The 21,109-nt window shown below is 41.7% G+C and carries 19 protein-coding genes; 9 read left to right on the top strand and 10 right to left on the bottom strand.

Features of this window, described 5'->3' with window-relative positions:
- Positions 1 to 46 precede the first annotated feature (46 nt).
- Positions 47 to 781, bottom strand: coding sequence for an ornithine uptake porin CarO (gene carO, locus FTU42_RS03255; protein WP_180083018.1), 735 nt, complete (start codon positions 779 to 781; stop codon positions 47 to 49).
- A gap of 318 nt (positions 782 to 1,099) precedes the next feature.
- Here carO and dapD point away from each other — a divergent pair, with 318 nt between their 5' ends.
- From dapD to FTU42_RS03280, 5 genes are all read left to right on the top strand, one after another.
- Positions 1,100 to 1,921 (top strand): 2,3,4,5-tetrahydropyridine-2,6-dicarboxylate N-succinyltransferase, encoded by an 822-nt coding sequence (gene dapD / locus FTU42_RS03260; protein WP_100329046.1) that lies wholly within the window; start codon positions 1,100 to 1,102, stop codon positions 1,919 to 1,921.
- Between the two features lie 131 nt (positions 1,922 to 2,052).
- Positions 2,053 to 2,763: a 7-carboxy-7-deazaguanine synthase QueE gene (gene queE, locus FTU42_RS03265; protein ID WP_180083019.1), complete on the top strand. Its 711-nt coding sequence runs from the start codon at positions 2,053 to 2,055 to the stop codon at positions 2,761 to 2,763.
- A 35-nt stretch (positions 2,764 to 2,798) separates the two neighbouring features.
- Positions 2,799 to 3,467, top strand: a complete 669-nt coding sequence (queC, locus tag FTU42_RS03270; protein ID WP_005170088.1) for a 7-cyano-7-deazaguanine synthase QueC — start codon at positions 2,799 to 2,801, stop codon at positions 3,465 to 3,467.
- A 16-nt stretch (positions 3,468 to 3,483) separates the two neighbouring features.
- Positions 3,484 to 3,897 (top strand): hypothetical protein, encoded by a 414-nt coding sequence (locus FTU42_RS03275; protein ID WP_005170085.1) that lies wholly within the window; start codon positions 3,484 to 3,486, stop codon positions 3,895 to 3,897.
- A gap of 80 nt (positions 3,898 to 3,977) precedes the next feature.
- The gene (locus FTU42_RS03280) at positions 3,978 to 4,436 is read left to right on the top strand and encodes a peroxiredoxin (protein WP_005170083.1); all 459 of its coding nucleotides are present in this window, start codon (positions 3,978 to 3,980) and stop codon (positions 4,434 to 4,436) included.
- 166 nt (positions 4,437 to 4,602) lie between these two features.
- On the opposite strand, the gene FTU42_RS03285 is transcribed toward FTU42_RS03280, so the two are convergent.
- A complete protein-coding gene (locus FTU42_RS03285) occupies positions 4,603 to 5,166 on the bottom strand; it encodes a YceI family protein (protein ID WP_051064995.1) in 564 nt (187 codons plus the stop codon).
- Between the two features lie 454 nt (positions 5,167 to 5,620).
- Entirely contained in the window at positions 5,621 to 6,226 is a 606-nt protein-coding gene (locus tag FTU42_RS03290) for a LysE/ArgO family amino acid transporter (protein ID WP_180083020.1), read from the bottom strand.
- Between the two features lie 103 nt (positions 6,227 to 6,329).
- Between FTU42_RS03290 and FTU42_RS03295 the strand changes: the two genes are divergently transcribed.
- A complete protein-coding gene (locus FTU42_RS03295; RefSeq protein ID WP_180083021.1) occupies positions 6,330 to 7,235 on the top strand; it encodes a LysR family transcriptional regulator ArgP in 906 nt (301 codons plus the stop codon).
- Between the two features lie 5 nt (positions 7,236 to 7,240).
- On the opposite strand, the gene FTU42_RS03300 is transcribed toward FTU42_RS03295, so the two are convergent.
- Positions 7,241 to 7,810: a nicotinate-nicotinamide nucleotide adenylyltransferase gene (locus FTU42_RS03300; RefSeq protein ID WP_005097586.1), complete on the bottom strand. Its 570-nt coding sequence runs from the start codon at positions 7,808 to 7,810 to the stop codon at positions 7,241 to 7,243.
- Positions 7,811 to 7,912: 102 nt separating this feature from the next.
- Here FTU42_RS03300 and FTU42_RS03305 point away from each other — a divergent pair, with 102 nt between their 5' ends.
- Positions 7,913 to 8,713 (top strand): enoyl-CoA hydratase-related protein, encoded by an 801-nt coding sequence (locus FTU42_RS03305; protein ID WP_180083022.1) that lies wholly within the window; start codon positions 7,913 to 7,915, stop codon positions 8,711 to 8,713.
- A 73-nt stretch (positions 8,714 to 8,786) separates the two neighbouring features.
- Positions 8,787 to 9,590, top strand: a complete 804-nt coding sequence (locus FTU42_RS03310; protein ID WP_180050060.1) for a nitroreductase family protein — start codon at positions 8,787 to 8,789, stop codon at positions 9,588 to 9,590.
- 226 nt (positions 9,591 to 9,816) lie between these two features.
- Here the strand turns inward: FTU42_RS03310 and FTU42_RS03315 are convergent, their stop codons facing one another.
- The 3 genes from FTU42_RS03315 to FTU42_RS03325 all read right to left on the bottom strand — a co-directional run bounded on the left by FTU42_RS03315 (position 9,817) and on the right by FTU42_RS03325 (position 12,649).
- Positions 9,817 to 11,286 (bottom strand): carotenoid oxygenase family protein, encoded by a 1,470-nt coding sequence (locus FTU42_RS03315; RefSeq protein WP_180083023.1) that lies wholly within the window; start codon positions 11,284 to 11,286, stop codon positions 9,817 to 9,819.
- A 140-nt stretch (positions 11,287 to 11,426) separates the two neighbouring features.
- Positions 11,427 to 11,744 (bottom strand): hypothetical protein, encoded by a 318-nt coding sequence (locus FTU42_RS03320; protein WP_005097590.1) that lies wholly within the window; start codon positions 11,742 to 11,744, stop codon positions 11,427 to 11,429.
- A gap of 29 nt (positions 11,745 to 11,773) precedes the next feature.
- A complete protein-coding gene (locus FTU42_RS03325) occupies positions 11,774 to 12,649 on the bottom strand; it encodes a LysR substrate-binding domain-containing protein (RefSeq protein WP_100329052.1) in 876 nt (291 codons plus the stop codon).
- Positions 12,650 to 12,820: 171 nt separating this feature from the next.
- Between FTU42_RS03325 and FTU42_RS03330 the strand changes: the two genes are divergently transcribed.
- A complete protein-coding gene (locus tag FTU42_RS03330; protein ID WP_159516072.1) occupies positions 12,821 to 14,563 on the top strand; it encodes an FAD-dependent monooxygenase in 1,743 nt (580 codons plus the stop codon).
- A gap of 189 nt (positions 14,564 to 14,752) precedes the next feature.
- Here the strand turns inward: FTU42_RS03330 and FTU42_RS14850 are convergent, their stop codons facing one another.
- The 3 genes from FTU42_RS14850 to purL form a co-directional block, all read right to left on the bottom strand.
- Positions 14,753 to 14,878, bottom strand: coding sequence for a KGW motif small protein (locus FTU42_RS14850; protein ID WP_005170067.1), 126 nt, complete (start codon positions 14,876 to 14,878; stop codon positions 14,753 to 14,755).
- Between the two features lie 352 nt (positions 14,879 to 15,230).
- A complete protein-coding gene (locus FTU42_RS03335; RefSeq protein WP_157799600.1) occupies positions 15,231 to 15,677 on the bottom strand; it encodes a hypothetical protein in 447 nt (148 codons plus the stop codon).
- 528 nt (positions 15,678 to 16,205) lie between these two features.
- Positions 16,206 to 20,039 (bottom strand): phosphoribosylformylglycinamidine synthase, encoded by a 3,834-nt coding sequence (purL, locus tag FTU42_RS03340; protein ID WP_180083024.1) that lies wholly within the window; start codon positions 20,037 to 20,039, stop codon positions 16,206 to 16,208.
- Positions 20,040 to 21,109 lie beyond the last annotated feature (1,070 nt).

A 21,109-nucleotide genomic window follows, 5' to 3' on the forward strand; every position in this document is an offset into this window, starting at 1 on the left:
AAAACGAGCCGAAGCTCGTTTGTTTATTAGGTTTAGCAGCTATGATTTAGAAGCGGAAGCTTACACCAAGTTTGGCTACTGGAAGCCATTCGTATTCATTGTCATTACGAATTTTATTTTCTTGATCTATTAAAGCATCTTCAAAATCTGGAGCACCTGTATCTAATGACGTAAATTCACCAGAAGGAGTTAAATTAACAGTTGGATTACCATTATAGTAGGCACCAATCTCACCGAATACGCCCCAACGGTTGGTAATGGCTGGTGAGAAGCCAATCCCTACATAAGGCGCAATATTGTTTTTATACGATAAGTCACCAGAAATACGTCCAGTAGTATTACCGACTGTTTGGTAGCGATTGCCATCAAGTGTAATAATTCCATTAGCTCCCGTACGACTTTCTATACCATAATCATTGTCAATATATGCTACACCTGCCGCCATATAGAACCAGTTCGCCCAAGGACGGATTTCGGCATTCAAATAAGTCAGGTTATTGTCCATATCTAGGTCATATTTTGTCCCATCTATGGATAAATCGTCAGACCAGGAAATATCACCACCGTTATAACCTAAAGTTAACCCTACATATGGGTTTACGTTCCATGAAAGTGCACCACCATAACCGGTAGTACCCACTTCAGCACGAACAGCTGCGGGTTTAAAGAAAGAGAAAGATGCTACACCTTCATCTGTTACGATTGTTTCATCAGCAGCCATCGCAGAACTTGCTGCTAGAGCTAAGGCTGATACTGCCAAAATATTATGTAAAGATTTCATTATTTCTCTCCTCAAAAGAACTTATTTTGATCATTAGTTATTCGTGATAGGCTCAATATAAAGGACTTAAAAAATATTTTTTATTCATGTTTTGCTGATCTTTTGTTATTTTTTGATACAAATTAGTTTTTCTTGTTGATAACCTGGCTTTTTCTAACACTTCTACTACATTTTAAAATAATGAAAAATAACACTTATCACGTTCATTATTTCAAACTTCCCACACTTTTGGCTATTTTTCATCTATTTTCAGTCTGCTCAACTATTTTTAATGCAATATAGTGTAAAATCTAGAAAATTTTTTCTGGAAGGAAGATCATGTCGCAGCTTTCAACAATCATTGAAAAAGCGTTTGAAGATCGTGCGAATTTCACAGCTGCAGATTGCCCTGCTGAAATCCGTCAAGCAATTGAGGACGTAATTGCTGGTCTAGACAATGGTACTTTACGTGTTGCTGAAAAAATCGATGGTGAATGGATTGTTCATCAATGGATTAAGAAAGCGGTATTGTTATCATTTAAATTAAACGACAATAAACCAATGCAAGCTTGTGATCTTCGTTTCTATGACAAAGTAGATACTAAATTCTCAGACTGGACTGAAGAACAATTCAAAGCGGCTGGCGTACGTGTAGTCCCTCCCGCGGTGGCGCGTAAAGGTTCATTCCAGGCCAAAGGCGTGATCTTGATGCCTTCTTATGTCAACATCGGTGCCTATGTAGATGAAGGTACGATGGTGGACACATGGGCAACTGTGGGTTCATGTGCACAGATTGGTAAAAATGTTCACTTGTCTGGTGGTGTTGGTATTGGTGGTGTACTTGAACCACTTCAGGCCAACCCGACCATTATTGAAGATAACTGCTTTATCGGTGCACGTTCTGAAATCGTTGAAGGCGTGATCGTTGAAGAAGGTTCTGTAATTTCAATGGGCGTATTCATTGGTCAATCGACCAAGATTTATGACCGTGCCACTGGTGAAATTCACTATGGTCGCGTACCAGCAGGTTCAGTCGTTGTTGCAGGTAGTCTGCCTTCTAAATGTGGTACTTACAGCCTTTATGCTGCAATTATCGTAAAAAAAGTAGATGCGCAAACTCGTTCTAAAACCAGCCTGAACGATCTATTACGCGAAGACTAATATGTCTTAACTTAGAGGGCACATTGGTGTTCCTCGGAGCTTCAAGCGCTCCCCGTCTCTACGATCAGTCATGATCGTAGGGATTTTTATTTTTATACCCGGTTATTTATTTCTCAGTGGTTAGTTTTGTTATGAATACGCTTCGTTCTTCCGCAATTCCAGTTTCTGATCCGTCTGCGGGTTTACGCATTACGGAGATCTTCTATTCATTACAAGGTGAAGCCAATGCTGCGGGCTTGCCAACGGTTTTTATCCGCTTAACCGGCTGCCCGTTACGCTGTACATACTGTGACACCACCTATTCATTTGAAGGTGGTCAGCGTCAGTCTCTGGATGAAATTATTCAGACCACGCTCGATTTTAAAACACCCTATGTCTGTGTGACCGGTGGTGAACCACTGGCTCAACCGAATGCCCTGCCTTTAATGCAGCGCCTTGCTGATTTAGGTTGTGAGGTTTCTTTAGAGACCAGTGGCGCTTTAGATGTTGCTAAAGTAGATCCGCGCGTTTCCAAAGTTCTAGATTTAAAAACCCCAACTTCAGGTGAAGTTGCACGGAATTTGTTATCCAATCTGGATCATTTAACGCCACATGATCAAATCAAGTTTGTGATCTGCAACCGTGAAGACTATGAATGGTCAAAGCAGCAGCTTGAACAGTATCAGCTTCAAAAGAAAGTCAGTACAGTCTGGTTCTCGCCTGCATTTGCGGTTGAAAAAGGCGCAGTTCGTTTACCGCAACTGGCGCGTGATTTGGCTCAGTGGATTTTAGAAGACCATCTCCCTGTTCGTTTCCAGTTACAGCTGCACAAGTTGTTATGGAATGATGAAACTGGTCGTTAATTTTTTGTAAAGTTACTTTTTTGGAGAATCAGCTTATGCGCCCTCGTGCCATTGTTCTGTTATCTGGCGGATTAGACTCAACTACATGTCTGGCTTGGGCACAGGCACGCTACGAATGTATCGCGATCAGTTTTAAGTATGGTCAGCGTTCGACCACAGAGCTGGATGCAGCCAAAGCACTGACTCAAGCTGCCGGTGTGGAACATCGTGTGATTAATATTGATCTGGGTAATCTGGGTGGCTCAGCCCTTACCGATCATAGCATTGAGGTGCCTGATCATGAACAGGCCGGTATTCCGATTACCTATGTTCCGGCACGTAATACCATCTTCCTGTCTTATGCTTTAGCCGCTGCGGAAGTATTTAAAGCCGAAGCAATTGTGATCGGAATTAATGCGGTTGATTACTCGGGCTATCCGGATTGCCGACCGGAATTTATTGACGCATTTGCCAACATGGCACGCCTTGCGACCAAGGTTGGCGTAGAGGGTCAGGCGCTCAAATTTGAAACACCTTTGTTACATTTATCCAAAGCAAATATTATTCGCTTAGGTATTGAACATGGCGTAGACTACAGTCAAACGGTGTCATGCTATCAAGCAGATGACCAAGGACGTGCCTGTGGCAAATGTGACAGTTGCCGTTTACGTAAACAGGGTTTTGCGGACGCAGGTGTTGAAGACCCGACACGTTATATACCGTAATAACAAGGTAGAGTTTATGAAGAATTTAAAATCAAGCATCGTGCTTTCAGCAATTGTTTCAGCTGCTGCTATGTTCGCAACAACGGCTCAGGCAGCTGATGACAAATTACAACAAGCTTATAAAAGCACCAATGTAAAATCTGCATTGATCAATGTTTGTAAAGATGAAACTGGCAAAGGTAAAAAACTGACCGCTGCTGAAGTCAGTAAATATTGTACTTGCGCTGTTGAAGCAGATGGTAAACTAACCAATGCACAAAAATGGGAAATCCAAAGCACCATTAATCAGAAGAAAAGTCCTGGAACTTTAGCTTTTGTACAGAAGCAGAATAAAGACCTGCAAGCATGTTTTGGTCCACAGTTAACAGGCAAACTGAAAACTTTGACTGAAGAAGCAATGAAATCAGCTCAAGCTGCGCCGAAGAAATAATATCTCATTATTCTTTGATGAAATAAGCCACTATAATGTGGCTTATTTTTTTGAAAAATTTAAATAAAACAGGAGTTAATATGACTGCCATCAGTTTGCTTGACCAGAGTTTCCCTGCAACGACAGCTGAAATCAATTTAACCCAGCTGGATACAGAATGGCTGGTGATTTATTTTTATCCTAAAGATTCTACTCCGGGTTGTACCACTCAAGCCGTCGGATTTTCTTGTTTAAAAGATCAGTTTGATGCTTTAAATACCACCATTATTGGCGTATCTCGTGATTCGGTCAAAGCCCATCAAAACTTTACTGAAAAGCAGAATCTGAGTATTAATCTGATCAGTGATAAAGAAGAAATCCTGTGTAATCACTTTGATGTGATTAAAGAAAAAAACATGTATGGCAAACAAGTCATGGGGATCGAGCGTTCGACTTTTATTTTCCATAACGGCGAACTGGTCAAAGAATATCGTAAAGTCAAAGCCGCAGGTCATGCCGAACAAGTCCTGGAAGATTTAAAAGCTCTGCAAAGTGCTTAATTGACTATTTCCTGCAAGGATAAAAGCTCGAAAAAATCGGGCTTTTTTTGTGATTACTTTGATGTAATACAAGCATTTTATATGTCTTCTATGCTTCAATTTTTAAAGCTAAGCAATAGACATGCAGCAGTCTATTAATCTGAAAAAAGACTGTATTCAAACACCCTTAATTAACTTCACAATGACCCGAGAGATGCAGATTCACTTTCTCCCCTACGCCTGCGATCCCCTTTCTCATGCCGAAATCACTGCGGTTAATCACTGCAAATGCCTGGACTTCGAGCAAGTTGTCATTAGACAGACTCGACTTAAAGGTTGTTTCAAAAATCACCGGTTTGGTCACACCACGCAAAGTTAAATTGCCTAAAACATTGTATTTACCATTGCCCAGGTCTTTAAACTGGATACTTTTAAAACTTACCGTTTTGTATTTTTCAACATAAAAAAGGTCTTCACCCAAAATCATATGTTTCAATAACGGTTTATTAAAACTCAAACTCTCGACATCCATGACCAGATGCGTTGAAGCATTTTGCGGTGCTTTGGCATCAAATTGCATGCTGGATTGCACCTGATTAAACTTGGCTTTGACCACAGTCAGTCCCATTGACTTGATCTCAAAGCCGACATCACTTTTAGGAGTGAGCGTCCATGATTTTGCAAAAGTCTGACTGCTGAAAAATAAACAGATTGCCAGGCCAATCAGTCCAGTTTTTATTGTTGTTTTCAATTTTAAATCCACCTTGTTTAATTTCTTATTGATCGGATTTAGGTACACGCTTCAAGCTGAAATTAAATTTTCTTTTCAGTTTTAGAATTTTTGTTTTCGTTATTTTTATACCAGTTAACTGAAGTTTTTGTAAAACCCTTAGTGACTAATGGAAAAAATAATCGTTAGTATTTATTTTTAAGAAATGGCTTAAGCGAAGTATGCTCATCGAATGGAGACTGTTAATACTTTGATTTTAAAATTCATCTCCTAAATATGATCATATATTTCAACAAAATCTGAAGTAAAATTTGCTTACACAGCGAGCACTGCAAACTCTATTTTCTATTGTGATTCTCTTTGAAAAATGTTTAAAACAGAATGTCTAGACAAATATCAATTACAGACCTTACTCGCATTCTCTTGTTCAAAATATAAAAATCCTCAATTGAGGATTTTTATATTACCAGTTGAATTAAATGCTTAGAATTAATGACCCTGCAACGATCCACATGGTACAAGCAATGAGAGCATCCAGAACTTTCCAGGCATGGCGATGCTGAAACCAGGGTGTTAATATCTTTGCCCCATAGCCCAAGCTAAAAAAGAAAAACCAGGATGCACAGACCGCACCAAGCGCAAACCACCATTTTCCTAGGCTATATTGCGTTGAAATTGAACCAATCAGGATGACGGTTTCTAAATAAACATGCGGGTTTAACCAGGTAAATGCCAGACAGATCATCAACACTTGTAAAAAATGTGCTGTAACTTGATCACTTGGAGCCAAAACTTCTGTTGATTTAAATGCACTGATTGCATGTTGCAGACCATAATAAAACAGGAATCCTGCGCCGATATATTTAGAAAACATAACCGCATTTGGATAAGGTTCAATGATGTGAGCAAAACCAAAAACACCTAATAATATCAAAATAGTATCAGACAAGGCACACGTCAAACAGACCAGGAAGATATGCTGCTGTTTTAAACCCTGTTTTAGTACAAAGGCATTCTGCGCCCCGATACTGACAATCAGGCTCATACCTACAGCAAAGCCACTGACCATATAACTGAACATCACATTCCCCTTTTTTGAATACATGAATTATTCAACAAAAAGGAAGCTATTCATTAAAACTAAGTTAATATCAATTTAACTAAATTTTTCTTAGATTGTAGCGATGCTGAATGCGAAACAATGTGATGCTTTTTACGCGGTTGCAAAAACCGGAAGTTTTGATCTGGCCGCAGAACAACTCAATATTACTGCCTCAGCAGTGACCCTTCGTGTTCAGAGTCTGGAAAAACAATTGGGACACTTGCTGCTGGTGAGAGACCGGCCTTGTCGCGTGACTCAATCTGGACAAACTTTATTGCATTATTTACAGCATCAGCGTTTGCTAGAACAGAATTTGATGCAGGATTTGGGTGGTCAGGTACAACAGGAAGGTTTTTACTGCCTGAATGTTGCCACCAATGCCGATTCACTTGCGACCTGGTTATTGCCGACCTTACAAGCCCAACTGATCCAGCATAAAATTGTGCTGCATTTTCAACTGGATGACCAATCACAAACCCATCATTTACTGGAAGCCGGACTGGTCAATGCCTGTTTGAGCACTGAAGCCAAAGCCATGAAAGGCTGTCTGGCCGAGCGGATTGGACAAATGCACTACCGTCTGGTTGCCACGCCTGAATTTGCCCGGAACTGGTTTCAACAAGGAATACATCGTGATGCCTTACGCCACGCACCGGCGATTCTGTTTAATGAAAAAGACCAGTTGCATACCCAGTATATCCAGCAAGAATTTGGCCTGAGTCCGGCACAATATCCTCACTTTTTTATTCCATCGACGCATGCATTTTTTGATGCCATTGTCATGGGCTTGGGTTATGGCTGGTTGCCGGATTATCAAACCCGGCATTTGCTGGAATCAGGACAATTGATTGAACTTTCCGGTGAAATGCGAATTGAAGTCCCCTTGTATTGGCATCACTGGAAACAGCAGTCTCCTGCTCTGGCGATTCTGGGTGAATGTTTAAAACAGCATGCTCAGACCACCATGAATCAGCCTCTAGCCATCTGATCGAGTCAGGCCAGATTGCTTTTATCCTTCTGGACAAATTTTTGACTGAGTTGCTGATAGGTTTCGGTATGCTGGAATTGCTCTAGAAACTCAATCGTGCCTTGTGGAAATTTATCCCGTTGAATTTCACCGCGATAATAAGCTTCACGCATCGGCGTAGCGGATAAAGCACCTTCTAGGCTTTCCAGTTCGACCATTTCCCATTCCGGGAAAAATTTTAAATAATATGAAGAATCATCTTTAAAATGTCCAATCAGTCCGACTTTGGCATTCGGTTCTATGGCCTGATTTATCAGCGATTTCACCAGTTTTTGCCATTTTTCATCATTATAAACATCAATGACTTCTACAAATTGAATCCGCGCCTGATCTTCCGGACTAAAATTTGCAAGGATCATGGCTTCACGTTCCGAAGCCAAAAATGGATTTTTGATATTGCGTTCATTCTGCGCAGAACCAAGGGCCAAAATCACATTTTGACTGTGTTCTAAAGCAATCTGAATGGTTTGCATATGCGCCAGATGAAAAGGCTGAAAACGGCCAATGAAAACCAGATAATCAAATGTATAGTTCATAACAGATCATTTTTTATGACTCATGAGTTGTGCCGCCCCAATAAATATGCGACATAATCAATCTCATAAAATCAAATTAAGTTTTAAAGCAAGGATAGTACGATGACACTGAGCTGTATTCAACAACCTCATGAGCATTTGCATGCGAATTTAGAACATGGCGTACTCACTTTAGCCATCAATCGCCCGGAAGCGAAAAATGCCTTATACAGCGAGCTGTATTTATGGATTGCTCAAGCGCTCGATGAAGCAGATCAGGACAATCAGGTTCGTGTGGTGGTGTTACGCGGTCAGGACGCGGACTTTAGCGCGGGCAATGATATGCAGGATTTCATGAAATCTGTTGCCAAGAAAGGTCAGGCCCCTGCGGCTGAAGGCCCGCCCTTTATTTTACTCAAAGCGGCTGCCAAGTTTTCCAAGCCTTTAATTGCAGCGGTACGTGGCGTTGCAATCGGGATTGGGGTAACCATCTTATTGCATTGTGACTTGGTCTATAGTGACAATACTGCCCTGTTCCAGATTCCATTTGTCAGTCTGGGCCTATCGCCTGAAGGCGCTTCAAGCAAATTGCTGATTCAGCAGGCGGGCTATCATAAAGCGGCTGAATTATTGCTGACTGCACAAAAATTCAATAGCGAAAAAGCACTCGGTGCCGGTCTGGTGAATAGTATTGAAGAAGATGCCTATGCGGCTGCACAAAAACAGGCGCAGACTTTAGCAGCATTACCTTTGGCGTCTTTGAAGCAAACCAAAGCCTTGATGAAACATAATCTGGATGAAATTGTGGCCTGCATCGACCATGAAGCAGAAATTTTCATGCAGCGCGTTGGCTCTCCGGAAATGCTGGAAGCCGTACAAGCTTTTATGCAAAAACGTAAACCTGATTTCACACAATTCAACTAATTTTCAAACTTAGGATCTCAATGAGCTGGTTTAGACTGCCTCATTGATTCCTTTACCTGTAAGAATAAAGAATATGTCTACTGAAAATTCATCCATTATTGCCCAGTCTCCTGAAACCATTGATAGCGCCAATCCGGATAAAAAACGTTATTATGAACCTGCTCCACAGGATATTGATGTCGATAATTTCCGTAAAGTGATCGAAAGTCGTCGTTCAGTGCGTAAATTTACCAAAAAACCAATTCCAGAAGATGTACTTGATGCTTGTCTGGATCTGGCGTTGCTGGCTCCCAATTCGTCAAACTTGCAGCCCTGGACATTTTATGTGGTACAAAACCCGGCGAAGAAAAAGCGACTGGTCAAAGCCTGCATGAGCCAACTGGCAGCAAAAACGGCTTCTGAGCTGATTATCTGTGTGGCACGTACCGACCGTATTGATGAAATGGCCAAACGGAATGTCAATGAATTTCCATATCCGGAAGCACCAGCTGCCATCAAAAAATACTATAAATACATTCCATATAACTATAAAACCGGTTATTTAAATGTCTTTGGCAACTTTAAAAAAGTGGCTTTCAAAGTTGCCCGCACTTTAGATAAACAGATGCCTGTTTCTGCCTTTAGTCCAAGTGATGCCAAACTTTGGGCAACCAAAACAACGGCACTGGCTTGCGAAAATCTGGTCTTGGCCTTACGTGCTTATGGTTTTGACAGCTGCATGATGGAAGGTTTTGATGAACCGATGGTACGCGATCTCTTGGGCTTAAATGATCAGCAATATCCAGTCATGGTGATTGGTGCAGGTGAACGCGCCAAAGACGGCGTGTTCTTCCCGCAATACCGTTTTGATCGTGAGTTATTTATCCAGAAAGTTTAACAGTAGCAATAGAAGAATAAATCTTTGATTTGATATTCTTGGCGATATGAATACCACTCTTAGGCAGAGATTCAGAAATGAATTTTCTGCCTAACCTGGGATCTCGGTTAATTTAGACCTACCCTTCTCATCCTTCAAAGTAACATCAACCTATTAAATAAAGATTTAAATCTTCACGCGATATGAGACTGTGCCAGCACCCAAAGTGCTTATGCATCATCAAAATCTAAGAGTAATAAGTTCTCAATTTCCGGTCATCCATCCAGTTACAATGAAATCCGACGGGTACACGAACCGGTAAATGAATCGTGGCAATAGGCCCCTTCTGAATATATTGCGCATCTAAAATCACCACTTTCGATGGACTGCCATCCAAGGCGTGTAGATAAGACATCAGCCAGCCATCATTTTCTGTTTGAGCACCTTCTCGGGCGACAAAAACTGCCTCACCTGTAACCCAGTTTGCTCCAAAGGAATAGCTTGCTGTACTGCCGGTTTCCAGATCATGGTACAAGAGTGTATTACTGCTAACATGATAAGGATCATCAAAGCCGGCAAAGGAAGTACTATAGACATAGCGATAAGGCCGCCCTGTATAGGCTTCATTGATCCGCGGAAATTCCTGCTTGATATTGGATAATACAGTTCGAGTGACTTTTCCTGTTTGCTGCTCGAAGATCAATCTTTCCAGCCGAATCTCCTGATCTTCTATTGGTCCCTGAATGGAACTGACCAGTGCCTTGGAATGTACCACTGCATCCATCACTACATCACCTGTGTTCAGGTCATAAGCATTGACCATATGAAAAATAAAACAGGGATCAATCTCATACCAGCGGATGTCTGCCGCACTGCCACCAAAAGGCAGCATACCTATACGAGCCTGATGTTTAGGATTCCATTGATAGGGCAGTAATGAGCCTTTTAAGGCACTACGCATAGAAAAGTTGACATTCAAATCCAGAATCAGCACCCGAGATTGAGTAATGGCACAGTCATGCACCATTGGGCCATGTTTGACTGGAATTTCGACATGATGTTGCAATTTGCCTTGAGCATCAATATGTAAATAAAAAACCTGATGATGATTCAAGGCATCATAACAAACCGCATGAATATCTCCTGTTTCCGGGTCGATATGCGGATGAGCCGTAAACGGTAGATCCTGATCATTTTCAAAAAGTTGATGCCGTTTTGATTCCAGTTCACGATTTACTTCGATCGGATAAGCCCCCGCTTCGACCAGTGCCCAGATTTTCCCGGCAAAGTGGATGATATTGGTATTGACCGCATCCGCGATTCCACGCGTTTTCCCTGAAATCTGTGGTCTATGCAATTTTTTCTGCACACTGGCCGATCCGACATAAGCACTTTTATAGCAATGTGCTTCACCAGCTTTGAGTTTCAGCGCGTGAATCATGCCATCACCGGTGAACCAGTGATAATTTCGTGGGTTCTTTACCGTGATCGGATTCGGGCCAATCCGCATCAGCGCACCTTCTAGTTCTACAGGAATTTGCCCATCTACCATCAATTGAGTAGCAAAATGCTCCTGTCGTTGTGGCGCAAATATGCCATCCAGATAGGGATTGTCATGAGAATAGGGAATGCGGCTATGCAGGATTCCCGCACCATGTTTGATAGTTTTACTGAGCGTATTCTTGAGGATATTGCCGAGCTGTTTTGACCACTGCATTATTATTTTCCTGTTTTATTTTTATGATGATGACTGATTTTATACTCATAAAAGGAGGTTAATCATTTTAAACAGATAAGCTGATGGTACGCTAAAACACGATGCGCACCATTACTTCTAGCAGCAATAAGGTTGCACGTTTAGACTTTAATATCCAGGAGCTGAATAAACTCAAAAGCAGGCTCTTCATAAGGATGGCTTGCTTTCAGAGCTTTGGCGACCTCGACCGCCTTTTCATCAGCAACCAACATTTCTACTCGCCACTCTTCAACCTGCTCTAATTCCCCGACTTCACCAATATAAGGATCTGCACCTTGCTGCGCTTTAAACTGTCCTGTTCCCAGTACCTGCCAGGCACAGTGGGTATAATCTCCGATGCCGCCTGCACCCGCTTTAAACAAGGCTTCCTTAGTCACTTCAAGATGTTCATCTGGTACATAATAAATGAGTTTTAGCATGTTTCCCTTCAACATTTTCAATGGCTTATTTAAGATCTATTGTCCAGTGCCTGGGTAATAATATTCAATGCAGAATTATGAGAATTCTTGTTAAATGTTGCATAAAGTCCTAATTGTGGCAGGACTTGATCTGTTTGCACGATTTTCACATGCTCATTTAAAAAACGCAGCAGATATTCCGGGACGAAGCTAAAACCCATGCCCATATTGATCAGGTTAATATGTTGCAACACATTGGTAACCCACAGTATTTGGTCATGCTGCAATTGTTCAAAAGACATCAGGTGATTCAACTGCGCATAAAAGACTGGCGAGGCATTTTGCTCACACATAATCAACTGATGATTTTTCAGTTCTTGTAACTTCAATGGCCGATCTGTGGGATGTAAATACTCGGCTGCCACCAGATAAATCTGTTCATTCATTAAATGAATATTGTCAAAATCGGGATGTTGCAGACAATAGCGGGTAAAGCTCAAATCCAGCTCGGCATTTTTCAGGCGTTGAATCTGCTCCATACAGGTCAGACTATGCAGATGAATTTTTAAATCAGGAATATTCTGCTTCAGTTTGGCCAGAATATTTGGCATCACTTTCAGTTCTGCAACATTTAAAAAGCCAATATGGATCTGGTTATTTTTCTGCTGCGCCACCTGACGCGCCGCGGCAACTGCCAGTTTGGCACTTTCAAGCGCCTGTTCAGCATGAATCAAAAAAGCTTGCCCTTCATCGGTCAGTTTGATTTGCCGGGATGAACGATCAAACAGCATTACACCGACTTCCTGCTCCAGATCCTTAATCTGCTGACTTAAAGAAGGCTGCGCCGTGAACAGCTTATCTGCTGCTTTGGTAAAACTCTGTTCCTGAGCTACTGTTAAAAAAGCACGTAAATGTCGAAGTTCCATAAACTCAGCCGCATATTCTCAGGCATTTTAAGCTGCCAAACGAGAAAGTAGTAAGAATCTCAATAGACCTATAGTTTATATGAATACTCCTATTGTATTGCCTGAATTTCACTACACTGGATTGTAAATATATTCAAATCTTGTTCTTCAGACAGACACATGGAGTCATGTATGACACAGCATTACGATACTGACGTATTGGTAATTGGCACAGGACCTGCAGGATCGACCTTAGGTTTAGCACTGGCAAACTATGGAATTAAAGTTCAACTCTTCACACAGTTTAACTGGCTGGCCAATAGTCCACGTGCGCATATTACCAATCAGCGTGCCATGGAAGTATTACGTGATTTAGGCATTGAAGAACAAGTTAAAGAAATTGCGACACCGTGGGAACACATGGGCGAAAGCCTGATTACCACCAGTCTGGTCGGTGAAGAAATTGCCCGTTTAAGCGCTTGGGGTACAGGAGATGAACGTCATGGCGACTATATCAAAGGCAGTCCATGTCCATTGGTGGATTTGATTCAGCCGAAAATGGAAGCCTTACTGGTCAAGAATGCCGGTGAGCGCGGTGCAATCTATAACTTCAATACTGAATATTTATCGCATGTTCAGGATGAAAATGGTGTCACCGCTACTTTCCTGAACCGGATTACCAACACAGAATTTAGTTTAAGAGCCAAATATCTGATTGGTATGGATGGCGCACGCTCAAAAGTGGTTGAGCAACTTGAGCTACCACTCGAAGGTGTGATGGCGCGTGCGGGTACAGTCTATGTGACTTTTAAAGCCGATCTAAGCAAATATGTTCAGCACCGCCCTGCGATTCTGCAATGGATCGTCAATCCTGAAGCCAGCTTTGGTGATCTCGGTATGGGCTTGCTACGTGCCATTACGCCTTGGAATGAATGGATTATGGGCTGGGGCTTTGACATTTCCAAAGGCGAGCCACAAGTGACTGAAGAACAGGTTCGATCGCGTCTGAATACATTTGTTGGCGCTGAAGTGGAAGATGTCGAAATCCAAAAACTGTCCTACTGGTATGTAAACCAGACTTGGGCAACTGAATACTCTAAAGGCCGCGTGTTCTGTGGTGGTGATGCTGTACACCGTCACCCGCCTTCAAGCGGTTTAGGTTCAAATACCTGTATGCAGGATGCGTTTAACCTTGGCTGGAAACTCACCTATGCAATCAAAGGTTGGGCCGCACCTTCCCTCCTCGATTCATATACGTCTGAACGTGCGCCTGTAGGCAAGCAGATTGTCGCACGTGCCAACCAGTCCCGTTTTGACTATAAGCATTTAAAAGAAGTCTTTGGTTTTGACCAAGGCATCACTACGCAAAAACAAATGCTGGAACGTATTTTTGCTGAAGATGAGCAAGGTGCCAAAATTCGTAAAAAGTTATTTGAAGCACTTGAAATTAAGCATTTTGAATTTAATGCCCAAGGTGTTGAACTGAATCAGCGCTATAGCTCAAATGCGGTAATGAATGAAGCTGAGCCCGAGATCTTTGACAAAGATGAACAGCTTTATCTGCAAGCCACGACTCGTCCGGGTGCCAAAGTTCCACATACCTGGCTAATCAATAGCAAAGGCCAAAAGCAATCCACTTTGGATATTAGCGGTAAAGGCCGTTTTACCTTACTGACAGGTTTATCAGGCAAAGGCTGGAGATTGGCTGCCGAGGCTCTAGATTTACCTTATTTAGATGTAATTCAGATTGGTTCACGTGAGTATCGTGATGTCTATGGTACTTGGAATGCCAAGTCTGAAGTTCATGAATCAGGTGCGGTGCTGGTTCGTCCAGATGGTTATGTGGCTTGGCGTTATCAGGACAGTACCAATGCATCTTTTGATTATGAAAATACGTTAAAGGCGGTATTGAAGCAAGTTCAACTCATAATCTAACTATTCCATCAATCATATTTAATTGACCATCGACATGGATGTCACCTGTCAGCCTGTGGGATATAGTCATTCTATCAGTCTGACGAAGGGGTTTTGTCTTTCGGAGCAATGTTCCTCATGCCCGAACAAAAGCAAATATAGAAACAAAACTAAAAAACCACCTCTCGGTGGCTTTTTTAAAGCCAAATATCAAGAACCCTGCATCAAATAACTGCCCACAACAAACAATATTTGTAGTCCTACGACAATAGCAAACAACATCCAGCCTTTCTGACGCATTGCCGCCTTATCCATTATTCTAAGTGTTTTAGCCATGTCATCACCTCATACTTGAGAATTGATACTGAACTGATCTATTCCATCTTTCTTTTATAGTGCAATAAAGTTGTGCATAAAACATACCATAGCACTTTATATACAATATGAAAGCAAAATCTAAACCAAGTTCAGTGGGAGAAGTTAAATTAAAAAATCAGAATGCTTAAAAAGCAAAAATCCACCCCAAGGTGGATACGAATTAAGTAATTATAGATATTTTTAAATTATTTTTCCATAAAGTATAATTAAGTTAATATTTTTAAATGTTATTTATTAAAAATTAAGAAAATTAATGATTAGTAATTTTCTGATATTTCCACATGAGAAGTGACTTTGCTGTAAGCATGAATTATTCATTACATAAGTTCTCATTTGGAAGTGTGATACTTTTACCATCCATCGCTTTACTAAAAGCTAAATACGCCTTAAAGCGCTGTTTTGTGTTTGTGGTGACTGCAATGACATGCTGAACGACATTGGATGGTTTGTACAAAGTATCTTGAGAAAAACGCTCGTAAATGCAGCCTATCGCGCGCGATTTTTCAAATGCAATTTTTCGTAGCGGGTATTGCTGAGAAGTATCGAGTAATAAGCTCTCTTGCAGAACCATAGCCAATTGTTTTACCGCCTGTCTTTGTTCCATATTTATAAAATTCTTTTCAATATAAAGATCAACATCATCACGAATTCCATTTTGATTCACATCAGGGCCTTCGATATCGCGATCACGATTGAGTTTCGGCAAATAACCACTTTGTTTTATTTTATCTAAATGCTTGATATTAGCTCGCCACATGTATGTATCACACCCCGCCAATGTGAATAGTGAAATAAGTAAAATGCACCTTGATAATCTGATAAATATTCTTGGCATGAGGTACCTCTTTATTTTATATGCATCATCATTGTCAAAAAGCTCAACATCTATCCTGAATCTCAATATATTTTCATGATTTAGTAGATCTGTAGTGTTTACGATATTTCATATAAAAGATCGCAACAGCGATCAAATGCAAGGCTAAACACAAGATGATTTTTAAATGTGGACTATACAGCTCATCCGACATTTTTTCGAAGAGAGTCAAATAAACCAGACTATAGGAAACGAGTCCTAAAATGGTTATTGCCGTTATTTCTATTTTTAAATATGCACCATCTGCAAAGTTATAATCTGCACTAAAACACAATAATGCAAAGATAAAATATGTAAATATTTTCATGATCTAAACTGGTTACTTATTTGAATTATTTAAACGATGTTAACTCCGAAATATACATAAAAAAAGGGCCGCTACTGCGACCCCTTTTCATCATCTAAAATCGATTAACCAATAAACTTACGTGCATTACGGAACATACGTAACCAAGCACCATCTTGATCCCAGTCTTCTGGTTTCCAAGAATGCTGAATCGCACGGAAGTTACGTTCAGGGTGCGGCATCATAATTGTTGCACGACCGTCTTGAGAGGTTACACCGGTAATACCTTCCGGTGAGCCGTTCGGGTTCAATGGATAATGTTGTGTTGCATTCCCCAAGCTATCTACATAACGCAGAACCACCTGATTCGATGCGTTGAGCGCAGCAAAGTTTTCCGCAGTTGCAACCGCACGACCTTCACCATGTGCTACAGCGATCGGCAGAATCGAACCTTCCATGCCCTGAAGCAATACAGAGTTTGATTTTTCCACACGAACATTCACCGCACGTGCTTCAAACACTTCAGAAGTATTGCGGTGGAAACGTGGCCAAGCATCAGCACCCGGAATCAGCGGAGCCAACTGAGACAACATTTGACAGCCGTTACAGATACCCAGCGAGAAGGTTTCCTGACGGTTAAAGAATTTCTCAAACTGGTCACGCAATTTAGTATTGAACAATACTGATTTTGCCCAGCCGCCACCAGCGCCCATCACGTCACCGTAAGAGAAGCCACCACAAGTCACTAAGCCTTCAAAATCATCCAGGCTGATACGACCTGCCAGCAAGTCACTCATATGTACGTCAACGGTATTGAAGCCGACTTTATCAAATGCTGCTGCCATTTCGATATGACCATTGACACCCTGCTCACGCAGAATCGCCATGTTCGGACGACGTGAATTAATGTACGGCGCTTCAATCGCTTCATTCAAATCAAATGTCGGTTTCGCAATGATACCTGCATGAGATTTGTCAGTGATAAGAGCAAATTCCTGATCCGCAGTTTGTACGTTGTCACGTAGGCGCTGGATTTGGTGGGATACTTCCGTCCAAGCCACTTGCAGATCAGCACGTTCAAGTACTAGACCGTTTACAGATAACTGATCCGTGTTATTTACCGTACCCACCACCTGAATGGCATCTTTCAGGGTAGATGCTGTAACTTCAGCTTCTAATGCTGCCCAATCCGCTTTGCTGATTTGAAGCACTGCACCAATTTCTTCTGCAAACAGGCTTGCAGTTGACTGATCTTCTAAAGCCACACCCAGACGTGATGCGAACATCATTTCTGCAACAGTTGCGACTAAGCCACCATCACCGATGTCATGATATGCCTTGATCAGACCACGATTGTTCCAGTCTTGAACCAATGCGAAAAATGCTTTGAAGTCATCGAAGCTGTCGACATCAGGCGTCACAGAACCGATTGCTTTATACACCTGCGCCAGAATCGAACCACCTAGACGGAACTGACCTTTCGATAAGTCAATACGAACCAGTACCGACTCTTCATTTTTCAATTCAGGAGTCAATGTTTTACGAACATCGGTCACTGGTGCAAATGCAGTAATCACGCCTGACATTGGAGAAGTCACTGATTTGTCTTCGCCTTCATCATTCCAGGTGGTACGCATTGACAATGAGTCTTTACCGACTGGAATTGCGATACCCAGTGCTGGACACATTTCCATACCGATGGCTTTTACACCTTCGAATAGCGCTTGATCTTCGCCCGGTTGACCGGCAGCAGCCATCCAGTTTGCAGACAATTTAATGTCGCTGATTTTTTCAATCTTCGCAGACATGATGTTCGAGATTGATTCAGCCACTGATAAACGTGCCGATGCAGCAGGATTGAGCAATGCGACTGGTGGACGTTCACCCATCGCCATCGCTTCACCGGTGTAGCCTACTAGGCTTGTCGTTGTTACCGCAGCATCCGCCACCGGAACCTGCCAGCGACCGACCATTTGATCACGTGCCACCATACCAGTAATCGAACGGTCACCAATACTGATCAGGAATGATTTAGAAGCCACTGTCGGGTTTTTCAAAACGCGATAAATCGCATCTTTCAGATCTGTGACTTTAGCCGCGTCGAAATCATCGCCTTTGCGTTCAATCGTTTCATATGAACGGCTCATACGCGGTGTACCACCAAGCATCACCTGCATTGGCATATCCACTGGCTTATTGCCAAATAACGGATCTTCAACGGTTAAGTGACGCGCTTCAGTTGCTTCACCGAGTACCGCAAACGGACAACGTTCACGCGCACAGATCGATTCAAATAATTCTAAAGAAGATGGACGAATCGCCAGTACATAACGCTCTTGCGCTTCATTTGACCAGATCTCCATAGGCGACATGCCCGGCTCAAGCGATGGAATCTTACGCAGATCCAGCACCGCACCGAGTTCATGGTCATTCACCAGTTCAGGCATGGCATTCGATACACCACCTGCACCGACATCATGTACAGACACAATCGGGTTCTGGTCCTCCATGCGCCAGCAAGTATCAATCACTTCCTGACAACGGCGTTCCATTTCCGGGTTTTCACGTTGTACCGAAGCGAAATCCAGGTTTTCGCCGAGTTTACCGCTGTCTACAGAAGATGCTGCACCACCGCCGAGACCGATCAGCATGGCAGGGCCACCGAGCACGATCAATAAATCACCGGGCAAGATTGGATCTTTTTCAACGTGATCTGGACGGATGTTGCCATAACCACCGGCAATCATGATTGGCTTATGGAAACCTTTAACATCGCCATTGATGTTTTGTTCAAAGGTACGGAAGTAACCATTTAAGGCAGGACGACCAAATTCGTTGTTAAACGCAGCGCCACCCAATGGGCCTTCAATCATGATTTGTAGCGGCGATGCCATACGCGATGGCTTGCCATAGTTTTCTTCCCAAGGCTGTTCAAAGCCCGGAATGTTCAGGTTAGATACTGTAAAGCCGGTTAAACCTGCTTTAGGCTTACCACCACGACCGGTCGCACCTTCATCACGGATTTCACCGCCCGAACCTGTCGCAGCACCGGCAAATGGTGCAATCGCTGTCGGATGGTTGTGAGTTTCCACTTTCATCAAGATATGCGCGGCTTGACTCTTATATTTATAAACCTGCTGGCCATTGTCTTCTTTGGTTGGATAAAAACGCTGGGTATCCGAACCGACAATCACCGAAGCATTGTCTTTATAAGCCGACAATACATCTGTAGGTGATTCTTTATAAGTATTCTTGATCATCTGGAACAATGACAATGGCTGAACTTCACCATCAATGGTCCATTCAGAACCGAAGATTTTATGACGGCAATGCTCAGAGTTTGCCTGTGCAAACATCATCAGTTCGATGTCATTTGGATTACGACCCAGCTTGATAAACGCTTCAGTCAGGTAATCAATTTCTTCCATCGACAATGCAAAACCAAATTCATTATTGGCCTTAACCAGTGCTTCTTTACCTTCACCCAGAATATCAATCGAGTTCAGTGGTTTTGGTGCTGTTTCAACAAACAGTACCGCAGCCTCTTCAATCGCATTGAATACGCTTTCAGTCATACGGTCATGCAAAATCTGTTGAACTTCATTTGATACGTCTTTTAGACCCTTCAACGTAAATAAAACGCCGCGCTCAAGACGATGAACCGGCGTATTACAGTTTTTGAAAATGTCTGTAGCTTTAGACGACCAAGGTGAAATGGTGCCGACACGCGGGGTCACTAAAATTTGGATTTCATCACTTGCAGCCTGGTGCAATTCAAAAGATTGCCCATCGTTGAGAAGCTGTAAAGCTGATTGCTGTTGTTGCTCGTTGAGCGCTTGGTCAAAGAGGTAGACCCATTGACTTTCAATTGATTGAACAGAACTAATTGACGTCAAACGCGATAATAGTTGAGTTTTCTTAAAAGAAGAATGTGCGGGTGCACCGGCAACGATAAACATGCTGATTTTGGCTCCACGGGATGGTCTGAACAACCATGCCACAATGTGACTTGAGAGAGCGCATATTCTACTGTGAAATAAGGAAATCGGCTAGATGGCAAATACGAAAACTACGGCTGAAATATTCTGTATTTTTAAAATATTGTGTTTATTTTCAGGCAGGAAAATTGAATGTAGTCGCGTAGATTAACACAATTTGTTAAAGAAAAATCAAAACCGATTAACAATAATTTCACTTAAGAAAATTGTATTATTTTTCAACAGCAAGACCACTTAAAATGCGTACAGAACTTATTCTTGAGCCGTTATAAAAAACTTATTAAGGCTAGGCTAAAGCTTCTCGGGATAGACTGAAACAGTCGAGTTCATTTTTTAGCTCATCTCTCTGTCGGCGAGTTGCACTACTGAAATAATTTTGTATCCAGCTATCCCCATTCCGGGCTCCATTGCAGGATTTAAGACTCTGCCCCGCTGTTCTCCCTTTTCGAGCCTGTCTGTATGAGCAAACTATATCGCCTGCTTCAATCGACTTCCAGTAATATCCGGTAGCCCAGATTATCCCGCTCACTCATCTTAATAGCTGAGATCTATTTAAAAATAGCTGAATCTCACATATAAACCTCAATCATAGTTTCTAATAAAGAGCGAAAATTAAAATTAATAGATCTATTTTAGTAAATAAATTTCTAGGATACTAAGCCTCTTGTTATTAATATATTGACTTAGCAAATTTATTTAAAAATTTCTTATTTTACCTCTACGAAATAGGTTATTTTCAAGCTAATCAATTGAAAATATAAAGCTTAAATTCAAACTGATTATCAGCCTCTATTCTTATATGAAAATTCAGAATATATAAGCATCATCAGACATGAATTAATGAAAGTTTTTTAGGCTATTATTAAAAAAATCACTACTCATAATGAAGAAAATAAGCAATATTAAAATTTTGTTACTTTTTCATTTTCTGACTGACATCCATCTTTATTCTAATAAAAAACCATGTAATAAATACCTGTAATTCCTATAAAAATATAGAAACAACAAATCTATATTTGATAAGATGTTGA

It is taken from the genome of Acinetobacter sp. YH12102, from assembly GCF_013419125.1.
GTDB classification, from domain to species: domain Bacteria; phylum Pseudomonadota; class Gammaproteobacteria; order Pseudomonadales; family Moraxellaceae; genus Acinetobacter; species Acinetobacter pseudolwoffii.

Excerpts from the sequence above, each read along its gene's own strand:
- FTU42_RS03295 (WP_180083021.1), top strand. The coding sequence starts at position 6,330 with ATGCTGAATGCGAAACAATGTGATGCTTTTTACGCGGTTGCAAAAACC.
- FTU42_RS03300 (WP_005097586.1), bottom strand. The coding sequence starts at position 7,810 with ATGAACTATACATTTGATTATCTGGTTTTCATTGGCCGTTTTCAGCCT.
- FTU42_RS03290 (WP_180083020.1), bottom strand. The coding sequence starts at position 6,226 with ATGTTCAGTTATATGGTCAGTGGCTTTGCTGTAGGTATGAGCCTGATT.
- FTU42_RS03315 (WP_180083023.1), bottom strand. The coding sequence starts at position 11,286 with ATGCAGTGGTCAAAACAGCTCGGCAATATCCTCAAGAATACGCTCAGT.
- FTU42_RS03280 (WP_005170083.1), top strand. The coding sequence starts at position 3,978 with ATGACTGCCATCAGTTTGCTTGACCAGAGTTTCCCTGCAACGACAGCT.
- FTU42_RS14850 (WP_005170067.1), bottom strand. The coding sequence starts at position 14,878 with ATGGCTAAAACACTTAGAATAATGGATAAGGCGGCAATGCGTCAGAAA.
- purL (WP_180083024.1), bottom strand. The coding sequence starts at position 20,039 with ATGTTTATCGTTGCCGGTGCACCCGCACATTCTTCTTTTAAGAAAACT.
- queC (WP_005170088.1), top strand. The coding sequence starts at position 2,799 with ATGCGCCCTCGTGCCATTGTTCTGTTATCTGGCGGATTAGACTCAACT.
- queE (WP_180083019.1), top strand. The coding sequence starts at position 2,053 with ATGAATACGCTTCGTTCTTCCGCAATTCCAGTTTCTGATCCGTCTGCG.
- FTU42_RS03320 (WP_005097590.1), bottom strand. The coding sequence starts at position 11,744 with ATGCTAAAACTCATTTATTATGTACCAGATGAACATCTTGAAGTGACT.
- dapD (WP_100329046.1), top strand. The coding sequence starts at position 1,100 with ATGTCGCAGCTTTCAACAATCATTGAAAAAGCGTTTGAAGATCGTGCG.
- FTU42_RS03330 (WP_159516072.1), top strand. The coding sequence starts at position 12,821 with ATGACACAGCATTACGATACTGACGTATTGGTAATTGGCACAGGACCT.
- FTU42_RS03305 (WP_180083022.1), top strand. The coding sequence starts at position 7,913 with ATGACACTGAGCTGTATTCAACAACCTCATGAGCATTTGCATGCGAAT.
- FTU42_RS03335 (WP_157799600.1), bottom strand. The coding sequence starts at position 15,677 with ATGTGGCGAGCTAATATCAAGCATTTAGATAAAATAAAACAAAGTGGT.
- FTU42_RS03325 (WP_100329052.1), bottom strand. The coding sequence starts at position 12,649 with ATGGAACTTCGACATTTACGTGCTTTTTTAACAGTAGCTCAGGAACAG.
- carO (WP_180083018.1), bottom strand. The coding sequence starts at position 781 with ATGAAATCTTTACATAATATTTTGGCAGTATCAGCCTTAGCTCTAGCA.
- FTU42_RS03310 (WP_180050060.1), top strand. The coding sequence starts at position 8,787 with ATGTCTACTGAAAATTCATCCATTATTGCCCAGTCTCCTGAAACCATT.
- FTU42_RS03275 (WP_005170085.1), top strand. The coding sequence starts at position 3,484 with ATGAAGAATTTAAAATCAAGCATCGTGCTTTCAGCAATTGTTTCAGCT.